This window comes from Kitasatospora sp. NPDC086801 (genome assembly GCF_044745805.1).
Classification (GTDB): domain Bacteria; phylum Actinomycetota; class Actinomycetes; order Streptomycetales; family Streptomycetaceae; genus Kitasatospora.
Map to the genome: position 1 here is coordinate 114,761 of NZ_JBIVAX010000012.1, position 24,925 is coordinate 139,685.

The following is a 24,925-nucleotide window of genomic DNA, read 5'->3' on the forward strand; positions in this document are numbered from 1 at the left end:
ATAGGCCCTCCACCGGGCAGACGAACAGAAATGAGCACTATCCTGGGCGGCACAGCAGCAGCGGTGCGAGAACCACCGTGCGGGAACCGACCCGAGGTCGGGTCAGGGCGAACAGGCCAACAGGGTCCAGTCGGGGGTTTCGTGTCCGAGTCGCGTTGGGTGCCCGGGCTCCGGTTCGGGCCGGAGTTCGACCCCGAGCAGTACGAACTCCTGGAATTCCACCACCGGGGCGGCGAGGCCGAGGTGTGGCGGGCGGTGCGGACCGGCCACAGCGGGCTCAAGGAACTCGTCGCCGCGAAGATCATGCTGGAGCGCGACCCCTCCGAGGTGCGACGCTGGCTCGGCCGCTGGGACGACGTCTCGCACAACGCCCACCGTCTGGGCGTGACCGACCTGGTGGTGCCCAGCTTCCTGCTCGGTCCCTCCCCGCACCGCCCCGGCGCGGCGCCCTCCGCCGGGCTGCTCGGCTACCAGATCTCCCCCTGGGTCGAGGGCGTGCCGCTGCACACCTGGGCCCGCAGCCAGCGCGGCGGCCCGGCGGCGGTGGCCGAGGTGCTGGCCCGGCTCTGCCGGATCGTCGACGAACTGCACCGCAAGCGCTGGGTGCACCGCGACATCTCCCCCGCCAACGTCCTGGTGGACGCCCAGAACCAGGTCAAGCTGATCGACCTGACCTTCCTGGCCCCGCTCGACCACACCCTCACCGTCGCGGTGTTCACCCCCGGGCACGTCCCGCCGGAGGCCGAGCAGGTCGGCGGCTTCCCCACCACCGCCAAGGACCTGTTCGCGGTCGGCACCCTCGCCCGTACCCTGCTGCTGCCCGACCACGGCCGGCTCGACCACCGGCTGGCCTCCGAGCAGGCCCGCGCCGAACTCCTGGCCGCCGGCTACGGCGAGGACCTGGCGCGCTGGGCCTGCGAACCGCTCGCCCGGGAACCGGACCGCCGCCCCTCCCCGCTCGGCCCCTGGGTGGGCCGTGGCCGCGAACTCCTGCGCTCCCACCGGCCGGTGGCGCGCACCGCGGGCCTGGCCGTGCTGCCCGACCGGGCCGGCCGGCCGCTGCTGGTCACCGGCGGCGCCGACGGCACCGCACTGGCCGGCCCCGGACACCACGGGCAGCGCCTGCCGGCCGGCCAGGGGCCCGGCCCGGTCCGGGAGTTGGTGGCCGGCTGGGCCGGCGGCCAGGGCGAACTGGTGGTCTGCGCCGAGGACCGCGGCGGCACGCTCTGGGTCGGCACCTCGGCCGGCTGGTGGGAGGCCGCGCGCGGCGTCAGCGGGCTCGCCGGGGCGGTCAACTCCGCCGGGGAGATGACGGTCTGGACGGCGGCCGGCGGCGCGCTGCGCTCCTACCGCTGGGCGCCCGGCCTCACCCTCACCGGCCAGGAGCTGCCCGGCTGCCCGGCCGACCGGGTGCTCGCCGCCCTGGAGGAGCGGGCCGGATCCTGGCTGGTCCTGGTCGAGCACCGGGAGCAGGTGCTGAGCTGGCGGCCGGGCTCGGCCCAGGGCCCCGCCCCGCTGGGGCCGCCCGGCACCCTGCGCGCCGGGGCGCTGGCCCGCACCTCCGCCGGCCCGCAGGCCGCCACGCTGCGCCCGGACGGCTCCGTCCAGTTGCACACCCTCGGCGCGGCCGGCCCGGCCCCCGAGATCGGCGACGGCGAACCGTCCCTCGGCGTCGCGATGGCCGGCCACCGCGGCGGCCCGACGGTGGCGCTGGCCGGCGCGGGCGGCGTCCGGCTGCGGCTGCCGGCCGGCGGCGCCTCCCGGCGGGCGCGCTGGTGGCGGCCGACGCTGCGCCCGGCCACCCGGGTCGCGCTCGCGATGGGCGAGGACTGGCGGCTGTGCCTGGCCGCGGTGGTGGAGGGCGAGTTGCAGTGCTGGCAGGAGGACGCGGCGTACCGGTGGCAGGCGGTGGGGCTGCCCGAGCAGGGCTGAGGGGCGTCCGGTGACGGGCCGGGGCCCGGGATGCGCCGGGGCCCCGGAACCTGGTGCGGTTCCGGGGCCCCGGCGGGTCTAGCGGGGTGGGCGGTTCAGCGGAAGCGGCGCAGCCGCAGGCTGTTGCCGACCACGAAGACCGACGAGAAGGCCATCGCGGCCCCCGCGATCATCGGGTTGAGCATCCCGGCCGCGGCCAGCGGCAGGGCGGCGACGTTGTAGCCGAAGGCCCAGAACAGGTTGCCCTTGATGGTGGCCAGGGTCCTGCGGGAGAGCCGGATGGCGTCGGCCGCCGCCAGCAGGTCGCCGCGCACCAGGGTGAGGTCGCCGGCCTCGATCGCGGCGTCGGTGCCGGTGCCCATCGCCAGGCCGAGGTCGGCCTGGGCGAGCGCGGCCGCGTCGTTGACGCCGTCGCCGACCATCGCCACGACCTTGCCCTCGGCCTGGAGCCGCTTGACGGTGTCGACCTTGTCCTCGGGCATGACCTCGGCGATGACGTGTTCCGGGGCGATGCCGACCTCGGCCGCGACGGCCTCGGCGACCGCCCGGTTGTCGCCGGTCAGCAGCACCGGGGTCAGGCCCAGTGCGCGCAGTCGGGCGATCGCCTCGGCGCTGGTCGGCTTGACCGCGTCCGCGACCTCCAGGACGGCCCGGGCCTCGCCGTCCCAGCCCACCGCGATCGCGGTCCGCCCGGCCGCCTCGGCGGTGCGCTTGGCCGTGGCCAGGCCCTCCGGCAGGTACTGCGACCAGTCGTTCAGCAGCTCCTCCCGGCCGGCGACCACCGCGTGGCCGTCCACCACGCCCTGGACGCCCAGGCCCGGGACGTTCTCGAAGCCCTCGACCGCGGGCAGCTCGCCGGCCTTGGCGGCGGCGCCGGCGATCGCCCGGGCGATCGGGTGCTCGGAGGCGTGCTCCAGGGCGCCGGCCAGGCGCAGCGCCTCGGCCTCGCCGACGCCCTCGGCGGTGTGCACGGCGAGCAGGGTCATCCGGCCGGTGGTGACGGTGCCGGTCTTGTCCAGGACGATGGTGTCGACCTTGCGGGTGGACTCCAGCACCTCCGGGCCCTTGATCAGGACGCCCAGCTGGGCGCCGCGGCCGGTGCCGACCAGCAGCGCGGTCGGGGTGGCCAGGCCCAGGGCGCACGGGCAGGCGATGATCAGCACGGCGACCGCTGCGGTGAAGGCGGCGGTCCAGCCCTCGCCGGTGCCCAGCCAGTAGCCGAGGGTGGCCACCGCCAGGGTGATCACGATCGGGACGAAGACGGCGGAGATCCGGTCGGCGAGGCGCTGGGCGGCGGCTTTTCCGTTCTGGGCGTCCTCGACCAGCCTGGCCATCCGGGACAGCTGGGTGTCGGCGCCGATTCGGGTGGCTGCGACCACCAGGCGGCCGCCCGCGTTGACGGTGGCGCCGGTGACCTGGTCGCCGACGCCGACCTCGACCGGTACGGACTCGCCGGTGAGCATCGAGGCGTCGACCGCCGAGGCCCCCTCGACCACCACGCCGTCGGTGGCGATCTTCTCGCCCGGCCGCACCACGAACCGGTCGCCCACGGCCAGGTCGCCGACCGGGATCCGGACCTCGGCCCCGCCTCGCAGCACGGTGACGTCCTTGGCGCCCAGTTCCAGCAGCGCCTTGAGCGCGGCGCCCGCGGTGCGCTTGGAGCGGGCCTCGAAGTAGCGGCCGGCCAGGATGAAGGCGGTGACGCCGGCCGCCGCCTCCAGGTAGATGTTCGACGAGCCGTCGCCGCGGGCGATGGTCAGCTCGAAGCCGTGCCGCATGCCCGGCATCCCGGCGTCGCCGAGGAACAGCGCCCACAGGGACCAGAGGAACGCGGCGCCGGTGCCGAGCGAGACCAGGGTGTCCATGGTCGCGGCGCCGTGCCGGGCGTTGGTGAACGCGGCCTTGTGGAACGGCCAGGCGCCGTAGGTGACCACCGGCGCGGCCAGCACCAGCGACAGCCACTGCCAGTTGTCGAACTGCAGGGCCGGCACCATCGCCATCGCGATCACCGGTACCGCGAGCACCACGGCCGTGAACAGCCGCTGGCGCAGCGGGGTCAGTTCGTCGGCCGCCTCGGTCAAGCCGGCCTGCCCGCCCGGGCCTTCGGCGGCCGGCGGCTTCGGTAGCGCCGCGGTGTAGCCGGTGGCCTCGACGGTGGCGATCAGGTCGGCGACGTCGACGCCCGCGTCGAAGGCGACCTTCGCCTTCTCGGTGGCGTAGTTGACGCTCGCCGAGACGCCGTCCATCCGGTTCAGCTTCTTCTCGATCCGGGCCGCGCACGAGGCGCAGGTCATGCCGCCGATCGAGAGTTCCACCTCCGTGGAGGCGGGTGCCTGGGTGGTCATCGTTGCTCCTCGTGCCAGTCGTCGTGCAGGGAACGTGCTGAGCGTCTCCGGCCCGGCCTTCATACCTGCGAGGGGTATCGGTCGGCGCTGGACTCCTTTATACCCCCAGGGGGTATCCGAGGCAAGCATGGATACCCCCGGTAGGTGTTTGGGGGTCGGCGGCGCGTCAGTGGTGGTCGTGCTGGCGCCCGTCCCCGGCGGCGGGCTCGCCGCCCATCATCCGGAGCATCGCGCGGCCGCCGGTGCGCAGGAAGCGGGCGAGCAGGGCGGCGGCGAGGAGGAGGAAGGCGAGGTTGAGCCAGGTGGTGTAGTTCCACCCGACGCCCGCCATCGGGATCTCGGCGTGGCGCTGGTCGGGGACCAGGCCGAGCGCGCCGAAGAGGAACTCGACGACGTAGCCGGCCAGCACCATGGCCGTGTAGAAGGTGCCGAGCAGGAACAGCGCCGTCCGGCGGCCGTAGTACTTCCGGTAGATATTAAGGATCGGCAGGATCAGCAGGTCCGCGAAGATGAACGCGACGACCCCGCCGAAGCTGATCCCGCCCTTCCACAGCACCACCGCGAGCGGCACGTTCCCGATCGAGCAGACGAAGGACGCGATCGCCACCAGCGGACCGACCAGCGGGCCCCACAGCCGGCCGGCGAGCGGATGGCCGGCGAAGAAGAAGGCCTGCCAGAAGGAGTCCGGCACCCAGGCGGCGATGGCACCGGCGATGAGCAGCCCGAGGACGAGGTCCTTGAGGATGGCCGCCCACTCCATCACGAACACGTGCGACACGGACGTGACGCCCTGCCGGGACAGCAGCCGCCGGACGAAGGAGCCCTCCCCGGCGACGGACATGTCCATCGCCGCGTGGCCCTCCATCGAGCCGGCCAGGCCGCGTTCGGCCTGGGCGCGGGCCTCGCGCAGCAGCCGGTCACGCAACAGCAGCCGGAAGAGCAGGGCGAGGACGAGGATCATCACCGGCCCGCCGACGAACTCCGCCGCCGTGAACTGCCAGCCGAGCAACAGGGCCAGGATGACGCCGAGTTCGACGACCAGGTTGGTCGAGGCGATCTCGAAGGCCATCGCCGCGGTGAAGTCCGCGCCCTTGCGGAACAGCGAGCGGGCGAGGGCCACCGCCGCGTACGAGCAGGAGGAGGAGGCCGCGCCGAGGAGGGCGGCGACGGCGAGGGTGCGGGGGCGGTCGTCGCCGAGCAGCCGGACGACGGTGGACTTGCGGACGACGGCCTGGACGACGGCGGAGAGCAGGAAGCCAAGGATCAGCGCCCAGGTGATCTCCCAGGTCATCGCTCCGGCGATGGACAGCGCGTGCAGGATCGCGTGCATGGTGGGTCCGCCTTCCCTGGTGCCACGGGTTCGCCAGCGCCGAGCACCATAGACCCGCACCGGGTATCACCTGCCGCACCCCGCCGGGGCCCGGCGCTCCCCCGTCAGGCCCCCGGCCTTCCCTCGTCAGGCCCCCGGCACTCCCCCGTCAGGCCGCCGCCAGCGGCGCCTGCGGCTGCGCCACCCGGTCCAGTCCGAGGTTGCGGTGGATCTCCAGGGCGGCGGTGGAGCGGTTCAGCGTGATGAAGTGCAGGCCGGGCGCGCCCTCGTGGAGCAGGCGTTCGGCCATCCGGGTGGCGTGGTCGACGCCGATGCGGTGGGCGGCCGGCCGGTCGCCGCGGGCCGCCTCCAGCCGTGCGGCCAGGCCCGCCGGGAAGGAGGCGCCGCTGAGTTCGGCGAAGCGGGCGATCTGGCGGACGTCGGTGGGCGGCATGATCTCCGGGATGACCGGGGTGTCGCAGCCGGCCTCGGCGAGCCGGTCGCGCAGCCGCAGGTAGTGCTCGACCTCGAAGAACATCTGGGTGACGGCGTAGTCGGCGCCCGCCCGGCACTTGGCGACGAAGTGCCGGATGTCCCCCGCCCAGTCCGCCGAGCGCGGGTGGCGCTCCGGGAAGGCCGCCACCCCGACCGTGAACGCGCCGCAGCCCTTGACGAGTTCGACCAGTTCGGCGGCGTGCCGCAGGCCCCGGGGGTGCGGCTGCCAGGCACCGTTCGGGTTGCCGGGCGGATCGCCGCGCAGCGCGAGGACATCGCGGATCCCGACGTCCGCGTAGCGCCGTAGGACGGCCTGGAGCTCGGCGGTGGAGTGGCCGACGGCGGTCAGGTGGGCCACCGGCCGCAGCGTGGTCTGGGCGGCGATCCGCTCGGTGGTCTCGACGGTGCGGTCGCGGGAGGAGCCGCCCGCGCCGTAGGTGACGGAGACAAAGGTCGGCGCGACCGCCTCCACCCGCCGGATCGCGGCCCACAGGGCGCGCTCGCCGGCGTCGTCCTTGGCGGGGAAGAACTCGAAGGAGTACGTCCGCTCGCCGGCCGCCAGGATCTCGCGCAGTCCGCGCGGGCCGCGTGCTCCCGGTCGGGTGGTGTGGTCCATGGAGTGTCACCTCGGGTGGTGGGATCGGCCGCCTGCCGGGGCCGGCCGCCGGGATGCGGGCGGCCGCGTCCACCCTGCCGGAAGGGCGCAACGAGAGTGCCACAAGGATCGGTTGACGATCGGTCGAGGACGCCCGGGGCCGCCGGGAACAGCACTTACAGATACCCTAGGGGGGTATGGTATGTTCGAAGAGCGAAGCAGCCGACCGCAGCCGCGGCCGGCGCCGGGCACTGACGACAGGAGCACCCCCATGACCGAGACCGCCGTCACCGTCGAGACCGCCGTCACCGAGACCGCCGCCGCCTGCTGCGGCTCCTGCGGCACCGGCGCCACCACGCCCCCCGCCACCGGGACCGCCGGGCGGGCCGTCTTCCAGGTGAAGGGCATGACCTGCGGCCACTGCGTCACCTCGGTGACCGCCGAACTGCAGCAGATCGACGGCGTCACCGACGTCGCCGTGGACCTCGCCACCGGCCAGGTCACCGTCGACAGCACCCGGCCGCTGGCCGACGACGCCGTCGCCGCCGCCATCGACGAGGCCGGATACGACCTGGTCGGCCGCCTCGACGACTAAGTCGACTAGGGCGACCAAGCCGACTAAGGCGACCACTTCATGTGAACAGGGCCACGGCCCAGCGGATCGCCGGGCCGATCCGCCGGGCCGGTCCGCTGGGCCGTACGAGGCGATGCGGTGCATCGAGAAAATCAGCTTGACCGTGCCGACAGGGCCATTTGATAGTGGTTCGACGGTTTACGCACATGCTCGGATCCCACACGAGAAATCTAGGTGGCGTGGATGTCGTCGTCGGCAGGGAAGCGGTGATGCGGGCACCGGAACCGTCCGCTCGTCCGAGCCGTCTGCCGTCGTTGACCGGTATGCGGTTCATCGCGGCGTTCGCCGTGCTGATATCCCACCTGGCCGGTCAGATCGTCGGATCAATACACCCCGGCCTGCCGTATCTGATCACGACCCTCGGACCGGTCGGGGTGGCGTTCTTCTTCGTGCTCAGCGGCTTCATCCTCACCTGGGTCGCCGACCCGAACGACACCGCAGGGCTGTTCTGGCGCCGGCGTCTGGTGAAGATCCTTCCGAATCACCTGACGACCTTCGCCGCCACCGTGGCGTTGATGGCCGCGGCCGGTGTGTCGATCACGGCGATCAACACGATTCCGCCGCTGCTGCTGATCGAGCCCTGGATTCCGAACTTCGACGCCCTCGGCGGGCTGATCGGAATCAATGTGCCGAGTTGGACCCTCGGCTGCGAGTTGGTCTTCTATTTCGCGTTCCCCTGGCTCATCCGCCTCATCGGGCGCATCCGGCCGTCGCGGTTGTGGTCGTGGGCGGTGGGCGTCGCCATCGCGATCATCGCCGTCCCGTTCGCCGCCCAGGTGTTACCGGCGCGGCCGGCCACGTCATGGGATCCGGCGATCGCGGAGTTGCAGTCCTGGTTCGCCTACAGCCTGCCCTTCACCAGAATGCTCGAATTCGTCCTCGGCATCCTGATGGCGCGCATCGTGGTCTCGGGGAAGTGGATCCGCCTGGGCATGACGCCGGCGTTCCTCCTGACGGTCGCCTGCGTGGTGGTCCAGTCCCAGCTGCCCGGCGTGTTCCGACTCTGCGCCGGACCGACCGCGTTCGCACTCGCCCTGGTGATCGCGGCCGGCGCCGCCGCCGACGTACGCACCGCGCGCACGCCCTTCAGCGGCCGGATCACGGTGTGGCTGGGCGAGATCTCGTTCGCCCTCTACCTCGTGCACTACCTCGTCATCCAGTACGGTCCGATCGACGGCGTGCACGCCACGGGCGAAGCGGCGACCGCCTCCCCGTCGACGAGGCTGGTGCACGTCCTGCTCACCGTCGCGATCAGCCTCGCCCTCGCGGCGGCCCTCTACACACTGGTCGAACGCCCGGCGGTCCGACGCTTCAGTCGGCCGCGCGGCCGCCGTGCGGGGCCCGCCGCGGTCCACGAAGAGAGCCCGCCCCGTGCGCGTCGGCGCGATGCGCTCTCCCTCCATCATCCTGGAGCCGCCACCCATGACGAAACCGCGCCCTGACCCGGCCTCCGACGCCCCCGAATTCCCGGTCACCCGACCGGATTCCCGCCCCTTCGACCCCGACGAGACCTACGCCCGGCTGCGCGCCCACGCGCCCGTGTCGCCGGTGCGCTGCCCGGCCGGGATGGACGCGTGGCTGGTCAGCCGGTACGAGGACATCCGGAGCGTGCTCGCGGATCCACGGCTGAGCTCCCGCGGCGCGGGTTCGATGCACATGCTGCCCTCCTACGACCGGCGCGACCCGCCCCCGGGCTCGATGATCCAGCTGGACGGCGAAGCGCACGCACGGCTGCGACGGCTGCTGATCGGCGAGTTCACCGTGCGCCGGATGGAGGCGCTGCGACCGTCCGTCCAGCGGATCGCCGACCGGCACATCGACGCGATGCTCGCCGGGTCGAGCGCCGACCTGGTGCGGGACTTCGCGCTGCCGATCCCGTCGCTGGTGACCTGCGAGCTGCTCGGCGTGCCCTACGACGACCACGAGGCCTTCCAGCGCGACAGCGAGGTGCTGATCGGCTTCGAGGCCGACGAGGCCACCCGCGACGCGGCCACCCGGCGGCTGGAGGGTTACCTCGGCGAGCTGATCGCTCGACGCCTCGCCGAGCCGCAGGACGACCTGCTGAGCCGGCTGATCGTCCGCGGCGAGGCGACCGACCGGCCGCCGACCGTACCGGAGTTGGCCACGCTCGGCGTGCTGTTGCTGGTCGCCGGGCACGAGTCGACCGCCAACATGATCGCGCTCAGCACCCTGGTGCTGATGGCGGACCGGGAGCGGACGGCCGCGCTACGGGCCGCCCCGGACACCATCGGCACCGCCGTGGAGGAGCTGCTGCGCTACCTGTCGGTGATCCAGTTCGGGCTGCTGCGGTACGCCACCGAGGACGTCACGGTCGGCGGTACCGCGGTGGCGGCGGGAAGCTGGCTGGTCGCCGCGATCCCGTCCGGCAACCGGGACGAGGACGTGTTCCCGGCCCCGGACACCGTCGATCTGGGCCGACGGGACCGCGCGCACCTGGCGTTCGGCTTCGGCCCGCACCAGTGCATCGGCCAGCAGCTGGCCCGGATCGAGCTGCAGGTCGCACTGGCCACCCTGCTGCGCCGCATGCCGGGGCTACGGCTGGCGGAACCGTTGACGCAGTCCGCGTTCAAGCACAACGACATCGTCTTCGGCCTGCGGAGCATGCCGGTCGTCTGGTGACGTCCGGGGCTCCGAGGGTCGCCGGGAGCCGCCGGGAGCCGCCGGGAGCCGCCGACGGTCGGCCAGGTCGGCCAGGTCGGCCGGGTCGGCCACCGTCCGGACACCGGCCTCGCCGGTCAGCCCGCGGACGGCGCCGTGAGCAGCGGCAGGACGACCTCGTCGATGATCTCGTCGATGACGTGGTCGGGCGGGACGCCGCCGCCGAGCAGGGCGGCCTCGCGCAGCAGGTCGAGCGGCAGCGAGCAGGTGCGGGGGGTGAGCCGCGCGGGGTTGATCTCGCCCCGGTCGGCGGCGCGGCGCATCATCGCCGCCAGGCCGACCACCGGGCCCTGGGAGACCAACCCCCGGAAGTGCTCGCGCAGTTCGGGGTCGCGCACCAGGTCGACCAGGAGGCCGTGCACGGCGTCCGGCGGCAGGTCGTCGAAGCGGTGCAGCAGGCTGCGCAGGAAGAGCGACAGGTCGGCCCGCAGCTCGCCGGTGTCGGGCGGCTCCCGGTAGTCGGGGGCGTTGCGGCCGAGGGCGGCGACGACCAGCGCGGCGCGGTTGGACCAGCGGCGGTAGAGCACCGGCTTGCTGGTCCGGGCGCGGGCGGCGACGCCGTCCATGGTGAGCCGGTCGTAGCCGTGGTCGGCGAGTTCGGCCCAGACGGCTTCGAAGATCGCCCGTTCCAGTTCGTCGCCGCGCCGGCGGGAGGCCCTGCCGCCCGCCGGTCCGTCTTCCGCTGCGCTGCCGGTCGTCACCGAGGTCCGCACCCATCCTCGTAGATACGTTGCGTTTCTTATCGGGCCCAGTCTACAGTCGAGAGTAAGAAACGTTCCGTATCTTATTTCGAGGAGGGGCCCGCCATGAGCACTGCCCGTACGACCGACGTCCTCGTGGTCGGCGCCGGCCCGGTCGGACTGACGCTCGCCGTCGGACTGGCCCGCGCGGGGGTCGACTGCCGGATCATCGAACGGGATCCGGCCTTCCGCGACCGCGGCGTGCGCGGCAAGGGCATCAACCCCCGGACGCTGGAGGTGTTCGACGACCTCGGCGTGGCCGGCGAGATCCTCGCCCGCGGCGACCTCAACCTCAGGATCCACAGCTACCAGGGCTCCCGGCTCGTCCAGGAGGTCGACCCGGCGCCCGCCAACGCCCCGACCCCCGACCGCCCCTACCGCGGCCTGCTGATGCTCGCCCAGCACCACACCGAGGCCGTGCTGCGCGACCGGCTCGCCGATTACGGCGTCACCGTCGAGCTGGACACCGAGCTCCTCGACTACGCCCAGGACGGGGACGGCGCCCTCGCCACCGTCCGGCGCGGCGAGCACGCGGGGGCCGCCCCCGAGCGGATCGCCGCCCGCTACCTGGTCGGCTGCGACGGCGGCCGCAGCACCGTCCGCAAACTGGCCGGCATCCCGTTCCTCGGCGAGACCTGGGAGGAGGAGCGCTTCCTGATGGCCACCATGCGTCTGGACGGGTTCGCGCCGGACGCCATGCACGTCTGGGACGACCCGCGGTTCGGCGTCGGCGCCCTGGTACTGGTCCCGCTGCGCCAGGACGGCACCTGGGCCGTCCACGCCTCCGTCACCCCCGACGAGCACGGCCGGCTGCCCGCCCCCACCCTGGACACCTTCCGGGAGTTGTTCGCCGAACGGGCCGGCCTGCCCGGCGCCCGGCTGCACGAGCCGACCTGGTCCACCGTCTGGCGGCCGACCGTGCGCATGGTCGAGCGCTACCGCGACGGCCGGGTGTTCCTCGCCGGGGACTCCGCCCACTGCCACTCCGCGGCCGGCGGCCAGGGCATGAACACCGGCATCCAGGACGCGCACAACCTCGGCTGGAAGCTGGCGGCCGCGCTGCGCGGCACCCCCGACCCGCTCCTCGACAGCTACCAGGCCGAACGGCTGCCCGTCGCCCGCACCGTCCTGGCCGCCTCCTCCGCCCAGCACCGGGCGCTGTTCGGCAGCGGCGGGGCCCGGGCCCTGACCGACCAGTTCCTCAGCCTGGCCAACTCGGCCGGCGCCGACCTCACCGGGCTGTCCGTCCACTACCGGGGCGGGCCGCTCGGCCGCGACCTGGACGACGCCACCGGCATCCGCGCCGGGGACCGCGCCCCGGACGCCCCCTGCGCCACCGCCGACGGCGCCCCCACCCGCCTGTTCGACCTCTTCCGCGGCCCGCACGCCACCCTGCTGGCCTTCGGCGGCCAGGGCGGCGCGGCCACCCCGGCCGCCCTGCCCGACCTCCCGGGCGTGCGCCGGGTCGGCGTCCTCGACCCCGACGGCCACGCCCGCCGCGCCTACGGGATCGACGGCGACGCCGTGGTGCTGGTCCGCCCGGACGGCTACGTCGGGCTCACCGCGGGGACGACCGATCCGACCGCGCTCACCGGCCAGTTTCGCGGCCTCGGGCTGACGGACTGACGGGCTGGTCGTCGACTGGCTCACCGAGGAGACGTGCAGCCGCGAGGAGTTGCGCGAGGTCTGCATCGGCGCCGTCCTGGGCGCCCTCCGGCCGCTGCTGCCCGCCGATCCGACGCCGGACAGGCCCCGGTGAAACCCTGACCGAAGGAGGTGAAATCGCTACCATCGGGACCAACGGGACAAGCAGCAGCAGGATCCAATTACCTACGTAAATACGACAGTTGGATTCTCATCCCGCGCCGGACCGCCGACCCCGAAGGGACCCATGTCCACCGCCGCACCCGCCCTCCCCCCGTTGCACCGACTCCCCGTCACCCCCGCCCAGCCGCCCCACCCCACCACCCTTCCCGACGGCACCCCCGCCTGGCTGGTCACCCGCTACCACGACGTCCGACAGACCCTCACCGACCCCCGCTTCACCCGCGGCGACCTGCACACCGTCGGCACCCCCGGCGGCGGCGCCGACGTCTCCAGCAACCCGGCGTCGATGTTCAACCAGGACGGACCGGAACACCGCCGGCTGCGCAGCACCGTCCAACGGGCCTTCACCGCACGCGCCATCGCCGGCTGGCAGCCCTGGGTCGCGGAGAGCGTCCAGCAGGCCGTCGACGCCCTCGCGGCCGGCGGCTCCCCCGCCGACTTGGTCGACGCCTTCACCCGGCCGGTGCCCTTCGCCGTCACCAGCCGCCTGATGGGGCTCGACGGGGACGGGCCGGACCACCTCGACGAGCAGCGGCTCCGCCGCTGGACCCGCGCTATCCTCTCCGACGGCACCCAGGACGACACTGCCGCCCCGGCCGACGACGCCCTGGACCCGGCCGACGCGCTCGCCGAATACGCCGCCTACACCGGCGAGTTGATCGCCCGGCGTCGCCGCACCCCCGGCGACGACCTCGTCAGCAGCCTCGTCCGGGCCGCCGACCAGGACGGTGGCGTCCCCGAGGAATCCCTCGTCTACCTGGTCTGCGGGCTCACCGCGAGCGGCAACGAGAGCGTCACCGGCGCCCTCGGCAACGCCCTCGTCTACCTGCTCGGCGAACGCCCCGAGTACTGGCCCCGCCTCGCCGACCCCGACACCACCGAACACGTCACCGAACGCCTCCTCCACTTCATCCCGCTCGGCGACGACGAGGCCACCACCCGACGCGCCACCGAACCGGTCGACCTCGGCGGCGTCCACATCCCCGGCGACGCCGTCCTCGCCGTCAGCCTCGGCAGCGCCAACCGCGACACCGCCGTCTTCCCCGACGGCCTCGACGCCGACCTCGACCACCCGCTGCCCGCCCCGACCCTCGCCTTCAGCGCCGGCCCCCACTACTGCCTCGGCGCCTGGCGGATGCGCCTGGAAATGCGCGAATCCCTCCGCCGCCTCGCCACCGCCCTCCCCGGCCTCCGCCTCACCACCCCCGTCGACCGCCTCACCTGGCAACTCGGCACCACCACCCGCAGCCCGGCCCACCTGCCGGTCGCCTGGTAGCCACCGGACACCGGGCCACCCGCAGCGAGCAGCCCGCGTCGGCCCCCGGGCCGTCGCGGGCAGGGCGGGCGCCCCCTCGATCGGAAAGCTCCCGGGGGGCGACCGCGCCTCGCCGCGTCGTCGCCGGCCACCGCGCCGGCGGCCGCCTCCCTCCTTACCCCCGTCAGCCCCAGAGCCGCTCGCCCAGGGTGGTGCCCTCGGGGGCGCCGGGGAGGACGTAGGCGACGGCGGAGGCCTGGTGCTGGACGAACGGGTTCAGGGCGTCGCGGGTGGCGAGGCGGGTCTGGACACGGGTGAACTGGGCGGGGTCGCGCATGAAGGCGCAGAAGAGCAGGCCGCGGTCGTCGGGGCCGTCGTCGTAGCTGTAGCCGCGGCGGAGCATGCGTGCGCCGCCGTCGAGACGGGGGCTGCTGAGCCGGACGTGGGCGGTGGCGGGGATGACGTAGGAGCCGTCCGGGTTCTTGGCGTAGACGTCCGGTTCGTCGTGTTCGGCGGTGCCGGTGAGCGGGGCGCCGTCGCCCGCGCGGCGGCCGATGACCAGGTCGCGCCGGTCCCCGGGGAGGGCCGCGAAGGCGGCGACGTCCATCCGGATCCGCCGGTAGACCAGGACGGTGCCGTTCTCGTGCGCTCCCGGCGGGCCCCAGACCCACTGCCGGGCGGTCGGCTCGTCGGGGTTGGCGGTGCCGTCCTTGAAGCCGAACAGGTTGCGGGCGGTGCTGCCCGGGGCGGTGGCGGGCAGGAAGCCGGACTGGGTCCAGCGGAGTGCGGCGCCGGCGGCGCGGGCGGCGGCGGTGGCGAGTTCGGCGACGACGGTCAGCGTCCAGCGGTCGGCGCCGCAGAGTTGGACGAGGACGTCGCCGCCGCCGCGCGCCGGGTCGAGGCGGTCGCCGGGGAAGGTCGGCAGGTCGGCGAGTGCGGCCGGGACGTCGAGGCCGAGCCGGGCGGCGAGTGCGGGGCCGACGCCCACCAGGCTGGTGAGCCGGGCCGGTTCGGCACCCTGGAGTCGAAGGTCCGGTGAGGTGCCGGCGGTCGCGGCGGCCAGCAGCCGGGTGAGGTCTCCGAGCAGGCCGCGCAGGGCGTCCCGGCCGCCGGCGGTCGTGGCGGGCGCGAGGTCGAAGGCCAGCAGGTGGGTGGCGGGTTGCTGGGGCGCGGTCACACCCGCCTGGCGGGGGCCGTGGAAGGGGGGTGCCGGGTCGGGGGGCGGGGCCGCCGGGTGCGGCGCGGCGCCGTCGTGGCCGCCGCGCGCCAACGCCCCGACGCCGGCGCCGAGTCCGGCGGCGAGCACCGCTCCGGCCGCGATCACGGCCCTTCGGTCAATACCGGTTCTGGCGGCTTCCGCCTGTTTCCGCACTTTTCCGGTTTCGGCATGCATGGGCGACATTGGAGACGATAGAACACCTCTCATGCAACTCCCGATGATGCGTCAACTCACTCACCATTCATCACCCGCACGTGTGGTGAGACCCCTGCGACGACTGTCCGCGGCGCTGCTCGGGGCCACCCTGGCCCTGGCCGGCTGCGCCGCACCGGGCGATTCCTCCGCCGACGCGCGCCATCCGGCCGGGACGGTCGTCCAGGTCCCGGAGGACTTCCCCACCGTGCAGCAGGCCGTGGACGTCGCACGCGAGGGCGAGACGGTGCTGGTCCATCCGGGCGTGTACCCGGAGAGCGTCCGGATCACCAAGCCGCGCATCGTCCTGCGCGGGACGGACCGCAACGGCGTCGTCTTCGACGGCGGTGTGCGGCTCGTCAACGGCATCACCGTCACCGGCGCCGGCTCGGTGGTGGAGAACCTCACCGTGCACGGCTACCTCGCCAACGGCGTCCTGTTCACCGGCGTCACCGACGAACACCTGCAACGGCACGGCGCCGGCGGCTCCGCGTACGACCCGCTGGACACCAACCGCTTCCCGGCCGTCCAGGGCTTCCGGGCCTCCCGGGTGACGGCGTACGACAACGGCCTGTACGGCATCTACGCCTTCGACGCGCGCGGCGGCGTGATCGAGGACTCCTACGCCTCCGGGCAGGCCGACTCCGGGATCTACGTCGGCCAGTGCAAGCCCTGCGACACCCTCGTGCGCGGCAACACCGTGGAACGCAACGCGGTCGGGATCGAGCTCACCAACGCCTCCGACGGGCTCCACATCCTCGGCAACCGGGTGGCCGGCAACCGGGTCGGCGTGACGGTGAACTCCAACGACCTGGAGTCCCTCGCCCCGCAGCACGGCGCGGTGATCGCCGGGAACGTGATCGCCGACAACAACGCCGCCGACACGCCGGAGCAGGCGGACGGCGGCTTCGGCCTCGGCCTCGGGATCGGCGGCGGCACCGCGAACCAGGTGCTGCGCAACCTCGTCCAGGGCAACCGCGCCGCCGGGGTCATCGTCACCGACCCGCCCGGGCACCCCGCGAGCGGCAACCGCGTCGAGGGCAACCGGGCCACCGGCAACGGCGTCGACCTCGTACTGGCCTCCGCCGACCCCGGCAACTGCTTCACCGGCAACACGCCCGACACCCAGAGCCCGGCCGGGCTGGAGGGCCTGGCGGCCTGCGGGGCCCAGGGCCGTGGCCCGCTCCCCGGCGGGCAGCCCGCCACCGTCCCGGCGCCGCCCGGCGTGCCGTTCCACCAGGTGCCGGCCCCGCCCGCCCAGCCGTCCCTGCCCGACCCCTCGGCGCCGGGCCGTCCGGCGACGGACCTGCCGGGGCCCGTCGACCCGGACCGCTACGCCCTGCCCACGGACGCCGCCGCCCTGCCGACACCGCCGCAGCCCCGGTAGGCCACGGCCCCGGTGAGCCGGGGCCTCACCCGGCGGCCCACGGCGCCTCCGGCATCCGCACGCCGTCCTGCCGCCCGGTGAGGTCGACGGTCGTCGGGGTGCCCAGGCCGGACATCCGCATCGTGACCCGGCGCAGGGAGCCGTCGCCGTCGACCCAGTAGGTCAGCGGCGACGGCCCGACGCCCGGGTCGACGCCCTGGGCGCGCGGGCCGGAGAAGCGGTCGTAGTCGCGGCCGTCGATGCGGTCCCGGCCGAGCCGGCGCGCCCCGGACTGGGCGAGCAGCAGCGGGTTGTCCGGCCGGTCCGCGCCGAGGCGGACCAGCAGGCCGAGCCCGGCGTCCAGCGGGTCCGCCGTGTACGAGCGCGGCGACCAGCCGGAACGGGGGACGTGCTCGGCCTGCTGCCAGGCGGGGCCGTCGCCGGCCGGCTCCGGGGCCAGCCCGAGGCCGTCGCCGTCCCAGATGATCAGGCCGTGGTCGAGCTGACCCGAGGCCCCGGAGACCCGGTAGCGGCCCACCCCCCGGCGGGTGCGGTAGTCCACCACCCCCTCCACCCGGATCTGCACGCCGCCGCCCTCCACCGCGGTGAGCGCCACCGCCGCCGGACTGGCCTGGTACAGCGACAGCCGGGACAGCGCCAGCCGGGACGCCTCGTCCATGGTCACCGCCCGTTCCTCCGGTCCGCCCCGGGCCGTCACCCCGAAGGCCGTGGCCCCGGCGACCACCACCGCGCCGACCACCCCCACCAGCAGGCGGAACCGCGCCCTCTTCCCGATCTTCCTGCGGGCCATCTGGCAGCCCTCCTCCTCGTCATCACCGTCGTGCGAACGGAAGGCGGGCGGGCCCGTGGCACGACCTGCGCCACGGACCCGCCCCACCTCACCGGTTCCTACTGGTGCCGCGCCCTGCGCCTACGGGCGACCAGGACCAGCGCACCGCCGGACGCCACCAGCACCGCGCCGCCGACGATCCCCAGCGGCAGCAGGGCGTTGGCGCCGGTGTTGGGCAACTGCCCCCCGGGCGGGGGCAGCGGGTTCACCGTCGACGGGCTCGGTGACTCCGTCGGCCCCGGCGGCGTGGTCGGCTCCGGCGCGCTCGGCGAACTCGTCGGGCTCGACGAGTTGGTCGGCGTCGGGGTCGGCGTCGGGGTGGGCAGCAGCCGGTTGACCGCCGTCACCGAGACACCGTCCGCGAGGTTGTCGGAGGTCAGCACCAGCGGGCCGAACACGGTGGTGTCCGGAGCCGCGTAGCCGTCGGGCGGGCTGAGCTCCTGCCAGTAGTACGCCCCCGGCACCCCGGCGCCCTGGCAGAGGCCGTCGGCGCCGGTCGTGCAGGGGCCGCCCACCGCCGTGTCGGGCTTGTCACCGCCGGTCTGCAGCCCGTCGGTGCCGTTGGTGTCGTGCCACAGCTGGAACTTCGCCCCCGCCAGCGGCTTGCCGTCCTGGTCGTGCTTGACCAGGCGCAGCGCGCCCTCCTGCTGCCGGAACCCGAAGTCGAAGGTGTGGTCGTTCTCGCCCGGCCCGCCGGTGGTCAGCGCCCGCTCGGGGAACTTCGTACCGGGCGGCACCAGGCCCTTGGAGTCGATGAAGTGGTTGTCGCCGACGTCCGCGTCGGTGGGCACCCACTGGTAGAGCGGCCCGCCCTTGGCGTAGTCCGCCGGGTTGTCGAGCCGGATCGTGTACTTGGTCCTCGGCTTGAGGCCGCCGGTGACGTCGGAGTCGTCGAAGTAGTACTCGCCGCGCTTCGTCGTCCTCGTCGTGCCGACCAGCTTGCCCGACTCGTCGTAGAGGTGGACGGTCGCGCCCTCGACGGGGCGCTGGCCCGGGTTCTGGATGCCCTTGCGCTCGGGGTCGTACCAGACCCGGTTGCCGATCTGCAGCGGCGCCTGGTCGCAGAGCACCTCCAGGTCGCCCATCGAGGCGCCCTTGCCGAACGGCGCGATCGTCCCGGCCGGGTTGAGCCGGAAGCCGAACTGCGGGTCCTGCTGGCCGTTCGCCCGCTGGAGGAACGACGTGCCGTACCCGAGGGCGGTGTGGTTGGGGTCGAAGGCGGAGACCGCGACGGTGCTCTCGACCTTGGACAGCGCCATGCCGGCGAACGCCGTGTTGCGGTGGCCGCCCCAGGTCGTGTCGAAGAACCGGGTGCCCCGAGGGGCGAGCCCGCACCCGTTGTTGGTGTCCATCACGTACGTGCCGTTCGCCCGGCAGGCCTTGTTCAGGTCACCGCCGGACATGACGACGGCGACGGAGCCCGGCGTCGGGGCGCCCGGCGCGCGGTCGCTGAAGCGGTCGCGGAAGGCCAGCAGCATCGAGCCGTCGGTCTCGAACGTGATCTCGCCCAACTCGGGCTCGGGCTGGGCGATGGTGGCACTGCCGCACGGGCGGCCGTTCTGCGTGGTCGGGTAGGTGCTCGTCCACGGGAACCAGCTCGCGCCGTCGCACGGGCCCGAGCCGACGGTGGACTGGCGCGGGTAGTCCAGCGGCTGGTCCAGCACCGGCTTGCCGAACCCGCCGGTGGCGAGGTCGAAGGGCAGGACCAGCGCGCGCACGTCGGCGAGCTTGCCGGTGGACTCGCCGGAGCAGACCCCGCCGAGGTAGCCGGTGCCGTCCTGGAGGCCCAGGCCGAACGGGCGCCAGTCCCCCGCCGCCGGGCAGCCCGGGTCGGGGATCGGGTAGCTGGCCGTCGGGGTCCCGGCGGCCGCCACGGTGGCGTTGTAGCGGTAGAGCCTGCGGTCGTTGAGGTTGACGACGAACAGGTCCTTGCCGTCGTCGGTGATCTTGATGCCGCCGAGGCTCTCCTTGCCCGGCGTGTCGAGGAAGGCGTCGTCGGTGCCGCCGCCGTGGGCCGTCGAGCCCGCGTTCGGGACGGTGGTGAACAGCGTCGTCTTCTTCTGCGCGGGGTCGGTGACGTAGATCGCGCCGGCACCACCCGGCCCGTAGTCGGTGGTGCGCTTGGCCACGGCCGAGGAGAACACCCGCCGGTCGGCCTTGTCCCAGGCGATGCCGTACAGCGTGCCGGTCTCGGCGTTGGTGGCGAGGTTCGTGGCGGTCACGCCTTCGCCGTCCTGGCCACGCGCGCTGTACGGGAAGGAGACCAGCGTGCGCTGGACCCCGCCCTCGCGGTCCATGGGCTGGCAGGTCGTGACCAGCGGGGCGTTCTTCTGGCAGTAGTCACCGGGGTTCCAGAGCCCGGTGGTGTACGCCACGTTCTTGCCGCCCGAGAGGTCGACGAACTCCTCGTTGCTGCTCAGCTGGGTCGGCGCGCCGTCCAGCCCCTGCCGTGAGGCGAACGCCGGGAACAGCACTCCCGGCTTCGGATTCACCACCTGCACCCGGTACTTGCCCCCGGACGGCTTGGCCGCCGCCGGGGCGAGGGTGACCGTCCCGTCGGCCGCCGTCATTCCCTCGATCGCGACCCCGGCGTCATCCGTGAGCGTCACCTTCACGCCCGCGAGCCCCGGCTCCAGGGCCGGTGTCCACACGCCGCTGGTGTCCACCGCCCGGATCACCCGGACCGTGACCGCACCGTCGCCGGGCTGTGGAAAGGCCGCCGGAGCCGTCACCAGCGCCGCACCGGCGAGTCCCACCGTCAGCGCCGCGACCTGCGCGACGCTCTTCGTTCGCTGACTCGTTCGTCCCAATGTCCCGCTCTCATCATCGACGGGTCATCACACCCTGACCGATCAGAAGTCATCAGCAGATCGGCAATCCACAAACTTCGCAAGGGAATTGACGAAACTTCATGTGCACGTGTGACAATACGCCACATCCACTCCACCAAGTGTTCGAATCTGGCCCCGATCATCCGATATCGGCCGCCATGCTCGAAAACAACCCCTTTCAGCCGAGATCCGCCCGGACGGGGGCGGCGGGGACGGCGAGGGCGGCGAGGGCGGCGGGGCGGCCCGGCTCAGCAGCCGCTGCACACCACGGCGCGACCCTGTCGGACCGGACGGGTAGCGTGGCAGACGTGCCCCAGGTGTCCCGAGTGCCCCTCCCCGACCTCGTCCGGCTGCGGCGGGCCCGCGACCGGATGGACCGCGACTACGCACAGCCACTGGACGTGCCGGCGCTGGCGCACACCGCCCTGATGTCGCCGGGCCACTTCTCCCGCAGCTTCCGCGCCGCCTTCGGCGAGACCCCGTACGGCTACCTCATGACCCGCCGGATCGAGCGGGCCAAGGCACTGCTGCGACGCGGCGACCTGAGCGTGACGGAGGTCTGCATGGCGGTCGGCTGCACCTCGCTGGGCTCGTTCAGCTCGCGGTTCACCCGGCTGGTCGGCGAGACCCCGAGCGCGTACCGGGCCCGGGACCACGACCACGCCGCCGCGCTCCCGGCCTGCGTCGCCAAGGTCCACACCCGACCGGTCAGGAACGGAGAAGCGGGCGACCCCACCGGTCCGTAGCGTGATGGGCATGGACATCAAGCTCGCCCAGTGCTTCATCGCCGTCGACGACCACGACAAGGCGCTCGCCTTCTACCGCGACGCCCTCGGGCTGGAGGTGCGCAACGACGTCGGCTTCCAGGACATGCGGTGGGTGACCCTCGGCTCGCCCTCGCAGCCGGACGTGGACATCGTGCTCGAACCCCCGCTCGCCGACCCGAACGCCGCCGCCGCCGACCGGCAGGCGGTGGCCGACCTGATGGCCAGGGGCCTGCTACGCGCAGTGAACTTCCGCACCGAGGACTGTGACGCGACCTTCGAGCGGATCCGCGCCGCGGGCGCCGAGGTCCTCCAGGAGCCGATGGACCAGCACTACGGCGTCCGGGACTGCGCCTTCCGCGACCCGGCGGGCAACACGGTCCGCTTCAGCCAGCCGCGCCGGTAACGCCGGCCCTGCCCCCGCCGGACAGGGCCCTGACCAGGTGCTAGCCCCGTTCTAGCCCTGTTCTAGCCCTGTTCGGGCCGCTCGTCCGGGTCCGGGGGCAGGCCCACCTCCTCGCGGTCCTCCTCGGTGCGCTCTTCGAGCTCCTCCTCGTCGGGCCGCCGGGGAAGGCCGCGCCCGTGCCCGGTGTCCGGGTCGCCTTCGACGTCCTTGTTGGGCTTGTGGTGCGACATGGCGCCTCCTCGTCCCCGATTCCGGCGGTACCACCCCACTCAAACGCGCGCCCCCGGCACCCGCAAGCCGGGGCCGCAGCGCCCCGCCCCGTGCAACGCCTCGTCCTCAACAACGGCTCCGCCGTCCCGCGCGTCGGCCTCGGTGTCTGGCCGCTGACCGACGACCAGGCCTACACGGCCGTCACCCACGCGCTGGAGGCCGGCTACCGCCGCATCGACACCGCCCGGGTCTACCGCAACGAGGCGGGCGTCGGCCGGGCGGTCCGCGACGTCGGCGTCCCCCGGCCGGAGGTCTTCCTCACCACCAAGCTGGGGAACGCCGACCAGGGCTACGACCGCACCCTCCGCGCGTTCGACGCGAGCGTGCGCAGCCTGGGCACGGACTACGTGGACCTCTACCTGATCCACTGGCCCGTCCCCCGGCAGGACCGGTACGTCGAGTCGTACCGGGCCCTGGAGCGGCTGTACGCCGAGGGGCGCGCCAAGGCGGTCGGCGTCTCCAACTTCACCGCCGCGACGCTCGGACGGCTGCTGGCGGAGACCGGTCTCGTCCCGGCCGTCAACCAGATCGAGCTGCACCCCTACCTCCCCCAGGAGCGGATGCGCACGCTCGCCGCCGAGCGCTCCATCGCCACTGAGGCGTGGAGCCCGCTCGCCCAGGGCGGCCGGCTGCTCGCCGAGCCCGCCCTCGCCCGGATCGCCGACCGGTACGGGAAGACGCCGGCCCAGGTCGTCATCCGCTGGCACCTCCAGCTCGGCAACCTGGTCATCCCCCGCTCCGCGACCCCGGCCCGGATCAGGGAGAACATCGACGTCTTCGACTTCGCCCTGGGCCCGGAGGACCTGTCCGCCATCGCCGCCCTCGCCGACGGGGGCCGGATCGGCCCCGACCCGGACACCTTCGACCACCGGGGTTGACCAGGGGCACGGGGGCCTCAGGCCCTGCCGCGGAACCACCGGACGGTCTGTTCCAGGCCCTCGCGCAGGGCGGTCGGCTCGACCTCGGGGAACAGGGCGCGCAGCCGGGTGTTGTCCGCCTGGGAGTGCCGGACGTCTCCCGGGCGGGCCGCGGTGTGCTGCGGGTGCAGGGTCGTCCCGGTGGCGAGTTCGAGTTCGGCGATCAGGTCCAGCAGGGAGGTGCGGGTGCCGTAGGCGAGGTTCACCGGTTCGGGGTCGGCGACGGTGCGCAGCGCGGCCCGGGCGAGGATGCGGCAGACGGTGGCGACGTACGTGAAGTCGCGGGTCTGGCCGCCGTCGCCGTGCACCACCAGGGGCCGGCCGGTGGTCGCGGCGCTGATCCAGGCCGGCACCACGGCGGCGTAGGCGTGCCCGGCGGGCTGCCGGGGCCCGTAGACGTTGAAGAAGCGGAACGGGAGGACCGGCAGGCCGTAGGAGTGGTGGTAGGCGCTCAGGTACGCCTCGCCCGCGAGTTTGCTCGCGGCGTACGGGCTCATCGGGGCCGGGAGCAGGCCTTCGTGTTTGGGCAGGCGCGGGTTCGCGCCGTAGACGGAGGACGAGGAGGCGGCGATCACCTGCACGCCGCCGGCCCGTCGGGCGGCTTCCAGGACGGACAGGGTGCCGGTGGCGTTGGCGTGGTGGCTGGCGACGGGGTCGTTCACCGACCGGGGGACCGACGGGAGCGCCGCCAGGTGCACGATCGCGTCGATGCCGTGGAACGCGCGGTCCAGGAGGGCGGCGTCCAGGACGCTGCCTTCGAGGAAGTGGACGGCGAGCGGGGCGAGGTTGTCCTTGGAGCCGGTGGACAGGTCGTCCACGATCCGGACTTCGGACACCTGCGGGCACTCGGCCAGGGTGTGGGCGAGGTTGCTGCCGATGAATCCGGCGCCGCCGGTGATCGCGATCTTCATGCCGGTCCCTCCCTGTCAGAGGATGTCGATGTTGTCGCCGCTGAGGCGTCGGCGGCAGTCCAGGACGTACGTGGAGCAGGCGGCGATGGTGTCGTAGTCGAAGGCGTCGTGGTCCGTGAGCAGCACCACCGAGTCGGCGGCGGCGAGTTCGCCGGGGGTGGCGGCCACCATCCGTACGCCGTCGAGCGCGTCGGCGGGCGCGGGCAGCGGGTGGATGACGTGCGGGTCCGCCGCGTGCACCTGCGCGCCCATCGCGAGGAGCAGTTCGGCGACGCGGGCGGAGGGGGTCTCGCGCGCGTCGCTGGTGTTGGCCTTGTAGGAGAGGCCGAGCAGCAGGACCCGGGAGCCTTCGACGGTCTTGCCGCGCCGGGCGAGGGCGTCGACGAGCCGGCGCACGACGTAGTCGGGCATGCGGCTGTTGACGTCGTTGGCGAGTTCGACGAACCGGAAGGTGCGGCCGGCCGTGCGCTCGGCCCACCAGGACAGGTACGACGGGTCGATCGGCAGGCAGTGCCCGCCCACGCCCGGACCGGGGACGAACCGCAGGTAGCCGTACGGCTTGGTGCTGGCGGCGTCGATCGCCTCCCATACGTCGACACCCAACTCGTGGGCGAACATGGCGAGTTCGTTCACCAGGGCGATGTTGACGTGGCGGAAGGTGTTCTCCAGGAGCTTGGTCAGCTCGGCGGTGCGGCAGGTGGTGACCGGTACGACGGCGTCGACGATCGAACCGTAGAACGCCTGGACGCGCTCCAGGGACGTCCGGTTCACCCCGGAGACCACCTTGGGCGTGTTCTCCAGGTGCCAGCGCGGGTTTCCCGGGTCGATCCGCTCGGGGCTGTAGCCCAGGTGGAAGTCCCGGCCGGCCACCAGTCCGGACATCTCCTCCAGGATCGGCCCGACCAGTTCCTCGGTCGTGCCCGGGTAGGTGGTCGACTCCAGGACGACCATCGCGCCCGGCCGGAGCAGCACGCCCAGCGTGCGGGCCGACTCGGCGACGTGCGAGAGGTCCGGCAGTCCCTCGCGCAGCGGGGTGGGGACGGTGATCACCGCGATGTCGAAGCCGCCGCAGTCCGCCGGGTCGGTGCTGGCGCGGTAGGCCCCGGAGGCGAGCAGCGGAGCCAGGCGCGCGGAGGGGACGTCCAGGACGTACGACTCTCCCGCGCGCAGCTGCCCGACCCGTTGCTTGTCCACGTCGAAGCCGACGACGCGGTGGCCGGCCTGCGCCGCGCGGACCGCCAGGGGCAGCCCCACGTAGCCCTGGCCGACGACGACCACCCGGCTGGGAGGCGTCGACGGGACGGACGGTGCGCGGGCGCTCAGGCGGCGCGCCGCGGCGTCGCCGGTGTCCTGCCGTGCGGGCATACACGTTCCCCTCCGGGCGAAGC

20 protein-coding genes are annotated in these 24,925 nt (G+C 73.7%); 10 read left to right on the forward strand and 10 right to left on the reverse strand.

Features of this window, described 5'->3' with window-relative positions; translation table 11 throughout:
- Positions 1–141: 141 nt before the first annotated feature.
- Positions 142–1,932 carry a protein kinase gene (locus ACIPLC_RS16500; RefSeq protein WP_400473665.1) on the forward strand — a complete coding sequence of 597 codons (1,791 nt, stop codon included), beginning with the start codon at positions 142–144 and terminating at the stop codon, positions 1,930–1,932.
- A gap of 95 nt (positions 1,933–2,027) precedes the next feature.
- On the opposite strand, the gene ACIPLC_RS16505 is transcribed toward ACIPLC_RS16500, so the two are convergent.
- The 3 genes from ACIPLC_RS16505 to metF form a co-directional block, all read right to left on the reverse strand.
- A complete protein-coding gene (locus tag ACIPLC_RS16505; protein ID WP_400473666.1) occupies positions 2,028–4,277 on the reverse strand; it encodes a heavy metal translocating P-type ATPase in 2,250 nt (749 codons plus the stop codon).
- A gap of 166 nt (positions 4,278–4,443) precedes the next feature.
- Entirely contained in the window at positions 4,444–5,607 is a 1,164-nt protein-coding gene (locus ACIPLC_RS16510; RefSeq protein ID WP_400473667.1) for a permease, read from the reverse strand.
- A 148-nt stretch (positions 5,608–5,755) separates the two neighbouring features.
- Positions 5,756–6,697, reverse strand: a complete 942-nt coding sequence (metF, locus tag ACIPLC_RS16515) for a methylenetetrahydrofolate reductase [NAD(P)H] (protein ID WP_400473668.1) — start codon at positions 6,695–6,697, stop codon at positions 5,756–5,758.
- Between the two features lie 250 nt (positions 6,698–6,947).
- On the opposite strand from metF, the gene ACIPLC_RS16520 reads away from it, so the two are divergent.
- From ACIPLC_RS16520 to ACIPLC_RS16530, 3 genes are all read left to right on the forward strand, one after another.
- Positions 6,948–7,271: a heavy-metal-associated domain-containing protein gene (locus ACIPLC_RS16520; RefSeq protein WP_400473669.1), complete on the forward strand. Its 324-nt coding sequence runs from the start codon at positions 6,948–6,950 to the stop codon at positions 7,269–7,271.
- 218 nt (positions 7,272–7,489) lie between these two features.
- The gene (locus tag ACIPLC_RS16525) at positions 7,490–8,752 is read left to right on the forward strand and encodes an acyltransferase family protein (protein ID WP_400473670.1); all 1,263 of its coding nucleotides are present in this window, start codon (positions 7,490–7,492) and stop codon (positions 8,750–8,752) included.
- On the forward strand, positions 8,733–9,950 hold the full coding sequence (locus tag ACIPLC_RS16530; protein WP_400473671.1) for a cytochrome P450: 1,218 nt from the start codon (positions 8,733–8,735) through the stop codon (positions 9,948–9,950). Before ACIPLC_RS16525 ends, ACIPLC_RS16530 begins: the two co-directional genes overlap by 20 nt.
- Before the next feature lie 116 nt (positions 9,951–10,066).
- On the opposite strand, the gene ACIPLC_RS16535 is transcribed toward ACIPLC_RS16530, so the two are convergent.
- Positions 10,067–10,690, reverse strand: a complete 624-nt coding sequence (locus ACIPLC_RS16535) for a TetR/AcrR family transcriptional regulator (protein WP_400473672.1) — start codon at positions 10,688–10,690, stop codon at positions 10,067–10,069.
- Positions 10,691–10,795: 105 nt separating this feature from the next.
- Between ACIPLC_RS16535 and ACIPLC_RS16540 the strand changes: the two genes are divergently transcribed.
- Positions 10,796–12,355: an FAD-dependent oxidoreductase gene (locus tag ACIPLC_RS16540; RefSeq protein WP_400473673.1), complete on the forward strand. Its 1,560-nt coding sequence runs from the start codon at positions 10,796–10,798 to the stop codon at positions 12,353–12,355.
- Positions 12,356–12,620: 265 nt separating this feature from the next.
- Positions 12,621–13,832: a cytochrome P450 gene (locus tag ACIPLC_RS16545; protein ID WP_400473674.1), complete on the forward strand. Its 1,212-nt coding sequence runs from the start codon at positions 12,621–12,623 to the stop codon at positions 13,830–13,832.
- A 163-nt stretch (positions 13,833–13,995) separates the two neighbouring features.
- Here ACIPLC_RS16545 and ACIPLC_RS16550 read toward each other — a convergent pair whose 3' ends face one another.
- Positions 13,996–15,135 carry a Dyp-type peroxidase gene (locus ACIPLC_RS16550; protein ID WP_400473675.1) on the reverse strand — a complete coding sequence of 380 codons (1,140 nt, stop codon included), beginning with the start codon at positions 15,133–15,135 and terminating at the stop codon, positions 13,996–13,998.
- A 151-nt stretch (positions 15,136–15,286) separates the two neighbouring features.
- Here ACIPLC_RS16550 and ACIPLC_RS16555 point away from each other — a divergent pair, with 151 nt between their 5' ends.
- Entirely contained in the window at positions 15,287–16,609 is a 1,323-nt protein-coding gene (locus tag ACIPLC_RS16555) for a right-handed parallel beta-helix repeat-containing protein (protein ID WP_400473676.1), read from the forward strand.
- Positions 16,610–16,634: 25 nt separating this feature from the next.
- Here the strand turns inward: ACIPLC_RS16555 and ACIPLC_RS16560 are convergent, their stop codons facing one another.
- Both ACIPLC_RS16560 and ACIPLC_RS16565 read right to left on the reverse strand, forming a co-directional pair.
- Positions 16,635–17,399: a hypothetical protein gene (locus ACIPLC_RS16560; RefSeq protein WP_400473677.1), complete on the reverse strand. Its 765-nt coding sequence runs from the start codon at positions 17,397–17,399 to the stop codon at positions 16,635–16,637.
- Positions 17,400–17,497: 98 nt separating this feature from the next.
- Entirely contained in the window at positions 17,498–20,248 is a 2,751-nt protein-coding gene (locus tag ACIPLC_RS16565) for an SdrD B-like domain-containing protein (protein WP_400473678.1), read from the reverse strand.
- Positions 20,249–20,595: 347 nt separating this feature from the next.
- Here ACIPLC_RS16565 and ACIPLC_RS16570 point away from each other — a divergent pair, with 347 nt between their 5' ends.
- Positions 20,596–21,015 (forward strand): helix-turn-helix transcriptional regulator, encoded by a 420-nt coding sequence (locus ACIPLC_RS16570; RefSeq protein WP_400473679.1) that lies wholly within the window; start codon positions 20,596–20,598, stop codon positions 21,013–21,015.
- Positions 21,016–21,025: 10 nt separating this feature from the next.
- A complete protein-coding gene (locus ACIPLC_RS16575; protein ID WP_400473680.1) occupies positions 21,026–21,439 on the forward strand; it encodes a VOC family protein in 414 nt (137 codons plus the stop codon).
- A gap of 62 nt (positions 21,440–21,501) precedes the next feature.
- Here the strand turns inward: ACIPLC_RS16575 and ACIPLC_RS16580 are convergent, their stop codons facing one another.
- Positions 21,502–21,669, reverse strand: coding sequence for a hypothetical protein (locus ACIPLC_RS16580; protein ID WP_400473681.1), 168 nt, complete (start codon positions 21,667–21,669; stop codon positions 21,502–21,504).
- A gap of 90 nt (positions 21,670–21,759) precedes the next feature.
- Here ACIPLC_RS16580 and ACIPLC_RS16585 point away from each other — a divergent pair, with 90 nt between their 5' ends.
- Positions 21,760–22,587: an aldo/keto reductase gene (locus ACIPLC_RS16585; RefSeq protein WP_400473682.1), complete on the forward strand. Its 828-nt coding sequence runs from the start codon at positions 21,760–21,762 to the stop codon at positions 22,585–22,587.
- Between the two features lie 17 nt (positions 22,588–22,604).
- On the opposite strand, the gene ACIPLC_RS16590 is transcribed toward ACIPLC_RS16585, so the two are convergent.
- Together ACIPLC_RS16590 and ACIPLC_RS16595 are read right to left on the reverse strand one after the other, a co-directional pair.
- Entirely contained in the window at positions 22,605–23,537 is a 933-nt protein-coding gene (locus ACIPLC_RS16590; RefSeq protein ID WP_400473683.1) for an NAD-dependent epimerase/dehydratase family protein, read from the reverse strand.
- A gap of 15 nt (positions 23,538–23,552) precedes the next feature.
- Positions 23,553–24,902, reverse strand: coding sequence for a nucleotide sugar dehydrogenase (locus ACIPLC_RS16595; RefSeq protein ID WP_400473684.1), 1,350 nt, complete (start codon positions 24,900–24,902; stop codon positions 23,553–23,555).
- Positions 24,903–24,925 lie beyond the last annotated feature (23 nt).

Excerpts from the sequence above, each read along its gene's own strand:
- ACIPLC_RS16505 (WP_400473666.1), bottom strand. The coding sequence starts at position 4,277 with ATGACCACCCAGGCACCCGCCTCCACGGAGGTGGAACTCTCGATCGGC.
- ACIPLC_RS16510 (WP_400473667.1), bottom strand. The coding sequence starts at position 5,607 with ATGCACGCGATCCTGCACGCGCTGTCCATCGCCGGAGCGATGACCTGG.
- metF (WP_400473668.1), bottom strand. The coding sequence starts at position 6,697 with ATGGACCACACCACCCGACCGGGAGCACGCGGCCCGCGCGGACTGCGC.
- ACIPLC_RS16520 (WP_400473669.1), top strand. The coding sequence starts at position 6,948 with ATGACCGAGACCGCCGTCACCGTCGAGACCGCCGTCACCGAGACCGCC.
- ACIPLC_RS16530 (WP_400473671.1), top strand. The coding sequence starts at position 8,733 with ATGACGAAACCGCGCCCTGACCCGGCCTCCGACGCCCCCGAATTCCCG.
- ACIPLC_RS16540 (WP_400473673.1), top strand. The coding sequence starts at position 10,796 with ATGAGCACTGCCCGTACGACCGACGTCCTCGTGGTCGGCGCCGGCCCG.
- ACIPLC_RS16545 (WP_400473674.1), top strand. The coding sequence starts at position 12,621 with ATGTCCACCGCCGCACCCGCCCTCCCCCCGTTGCACCGACTCCCCGTC.
- ACIPLC_RS16560 (WP_400473677.1), bottom strand. The coding sequence starts at position 17,399 with ATGGCCCGCAGGAAGATCGGGAAGAGGGCGCGGTTCCGCCTGCTGGTG.
- ACIPLC_RS16575 (WP_400473680.1), top strand. The coding sequence starts at position 21,026 with ATGGACATCAAGCTCGCCCAGTGCTTCATCGCCGTCGACGACCACGAC.
- ACIPLC_RS16580 (WP_400473681.1), bottom strand. The coding sequence starts at position 21,669 with ATGTCGCACCACAAGCCCAACAAGGACGTCGAAGGCGACCCGGACACC.
- ACIPLC_RS16590 (WP_400473683.1), bottom strand. The coding sequence starts at position 23,537 with ATGAAGATCGCGATCACCGGCGGCGCCGGATTCATCGGCAGCAACCTC.
- ACIPLC_RS16595 (WP_400473684.1), bottom strand. The coding sequence starts at position 24,902 with ATGCCCGCACGGCAGGACACCGGCGACGCCGCGGCGCGCCGCCTGAGC.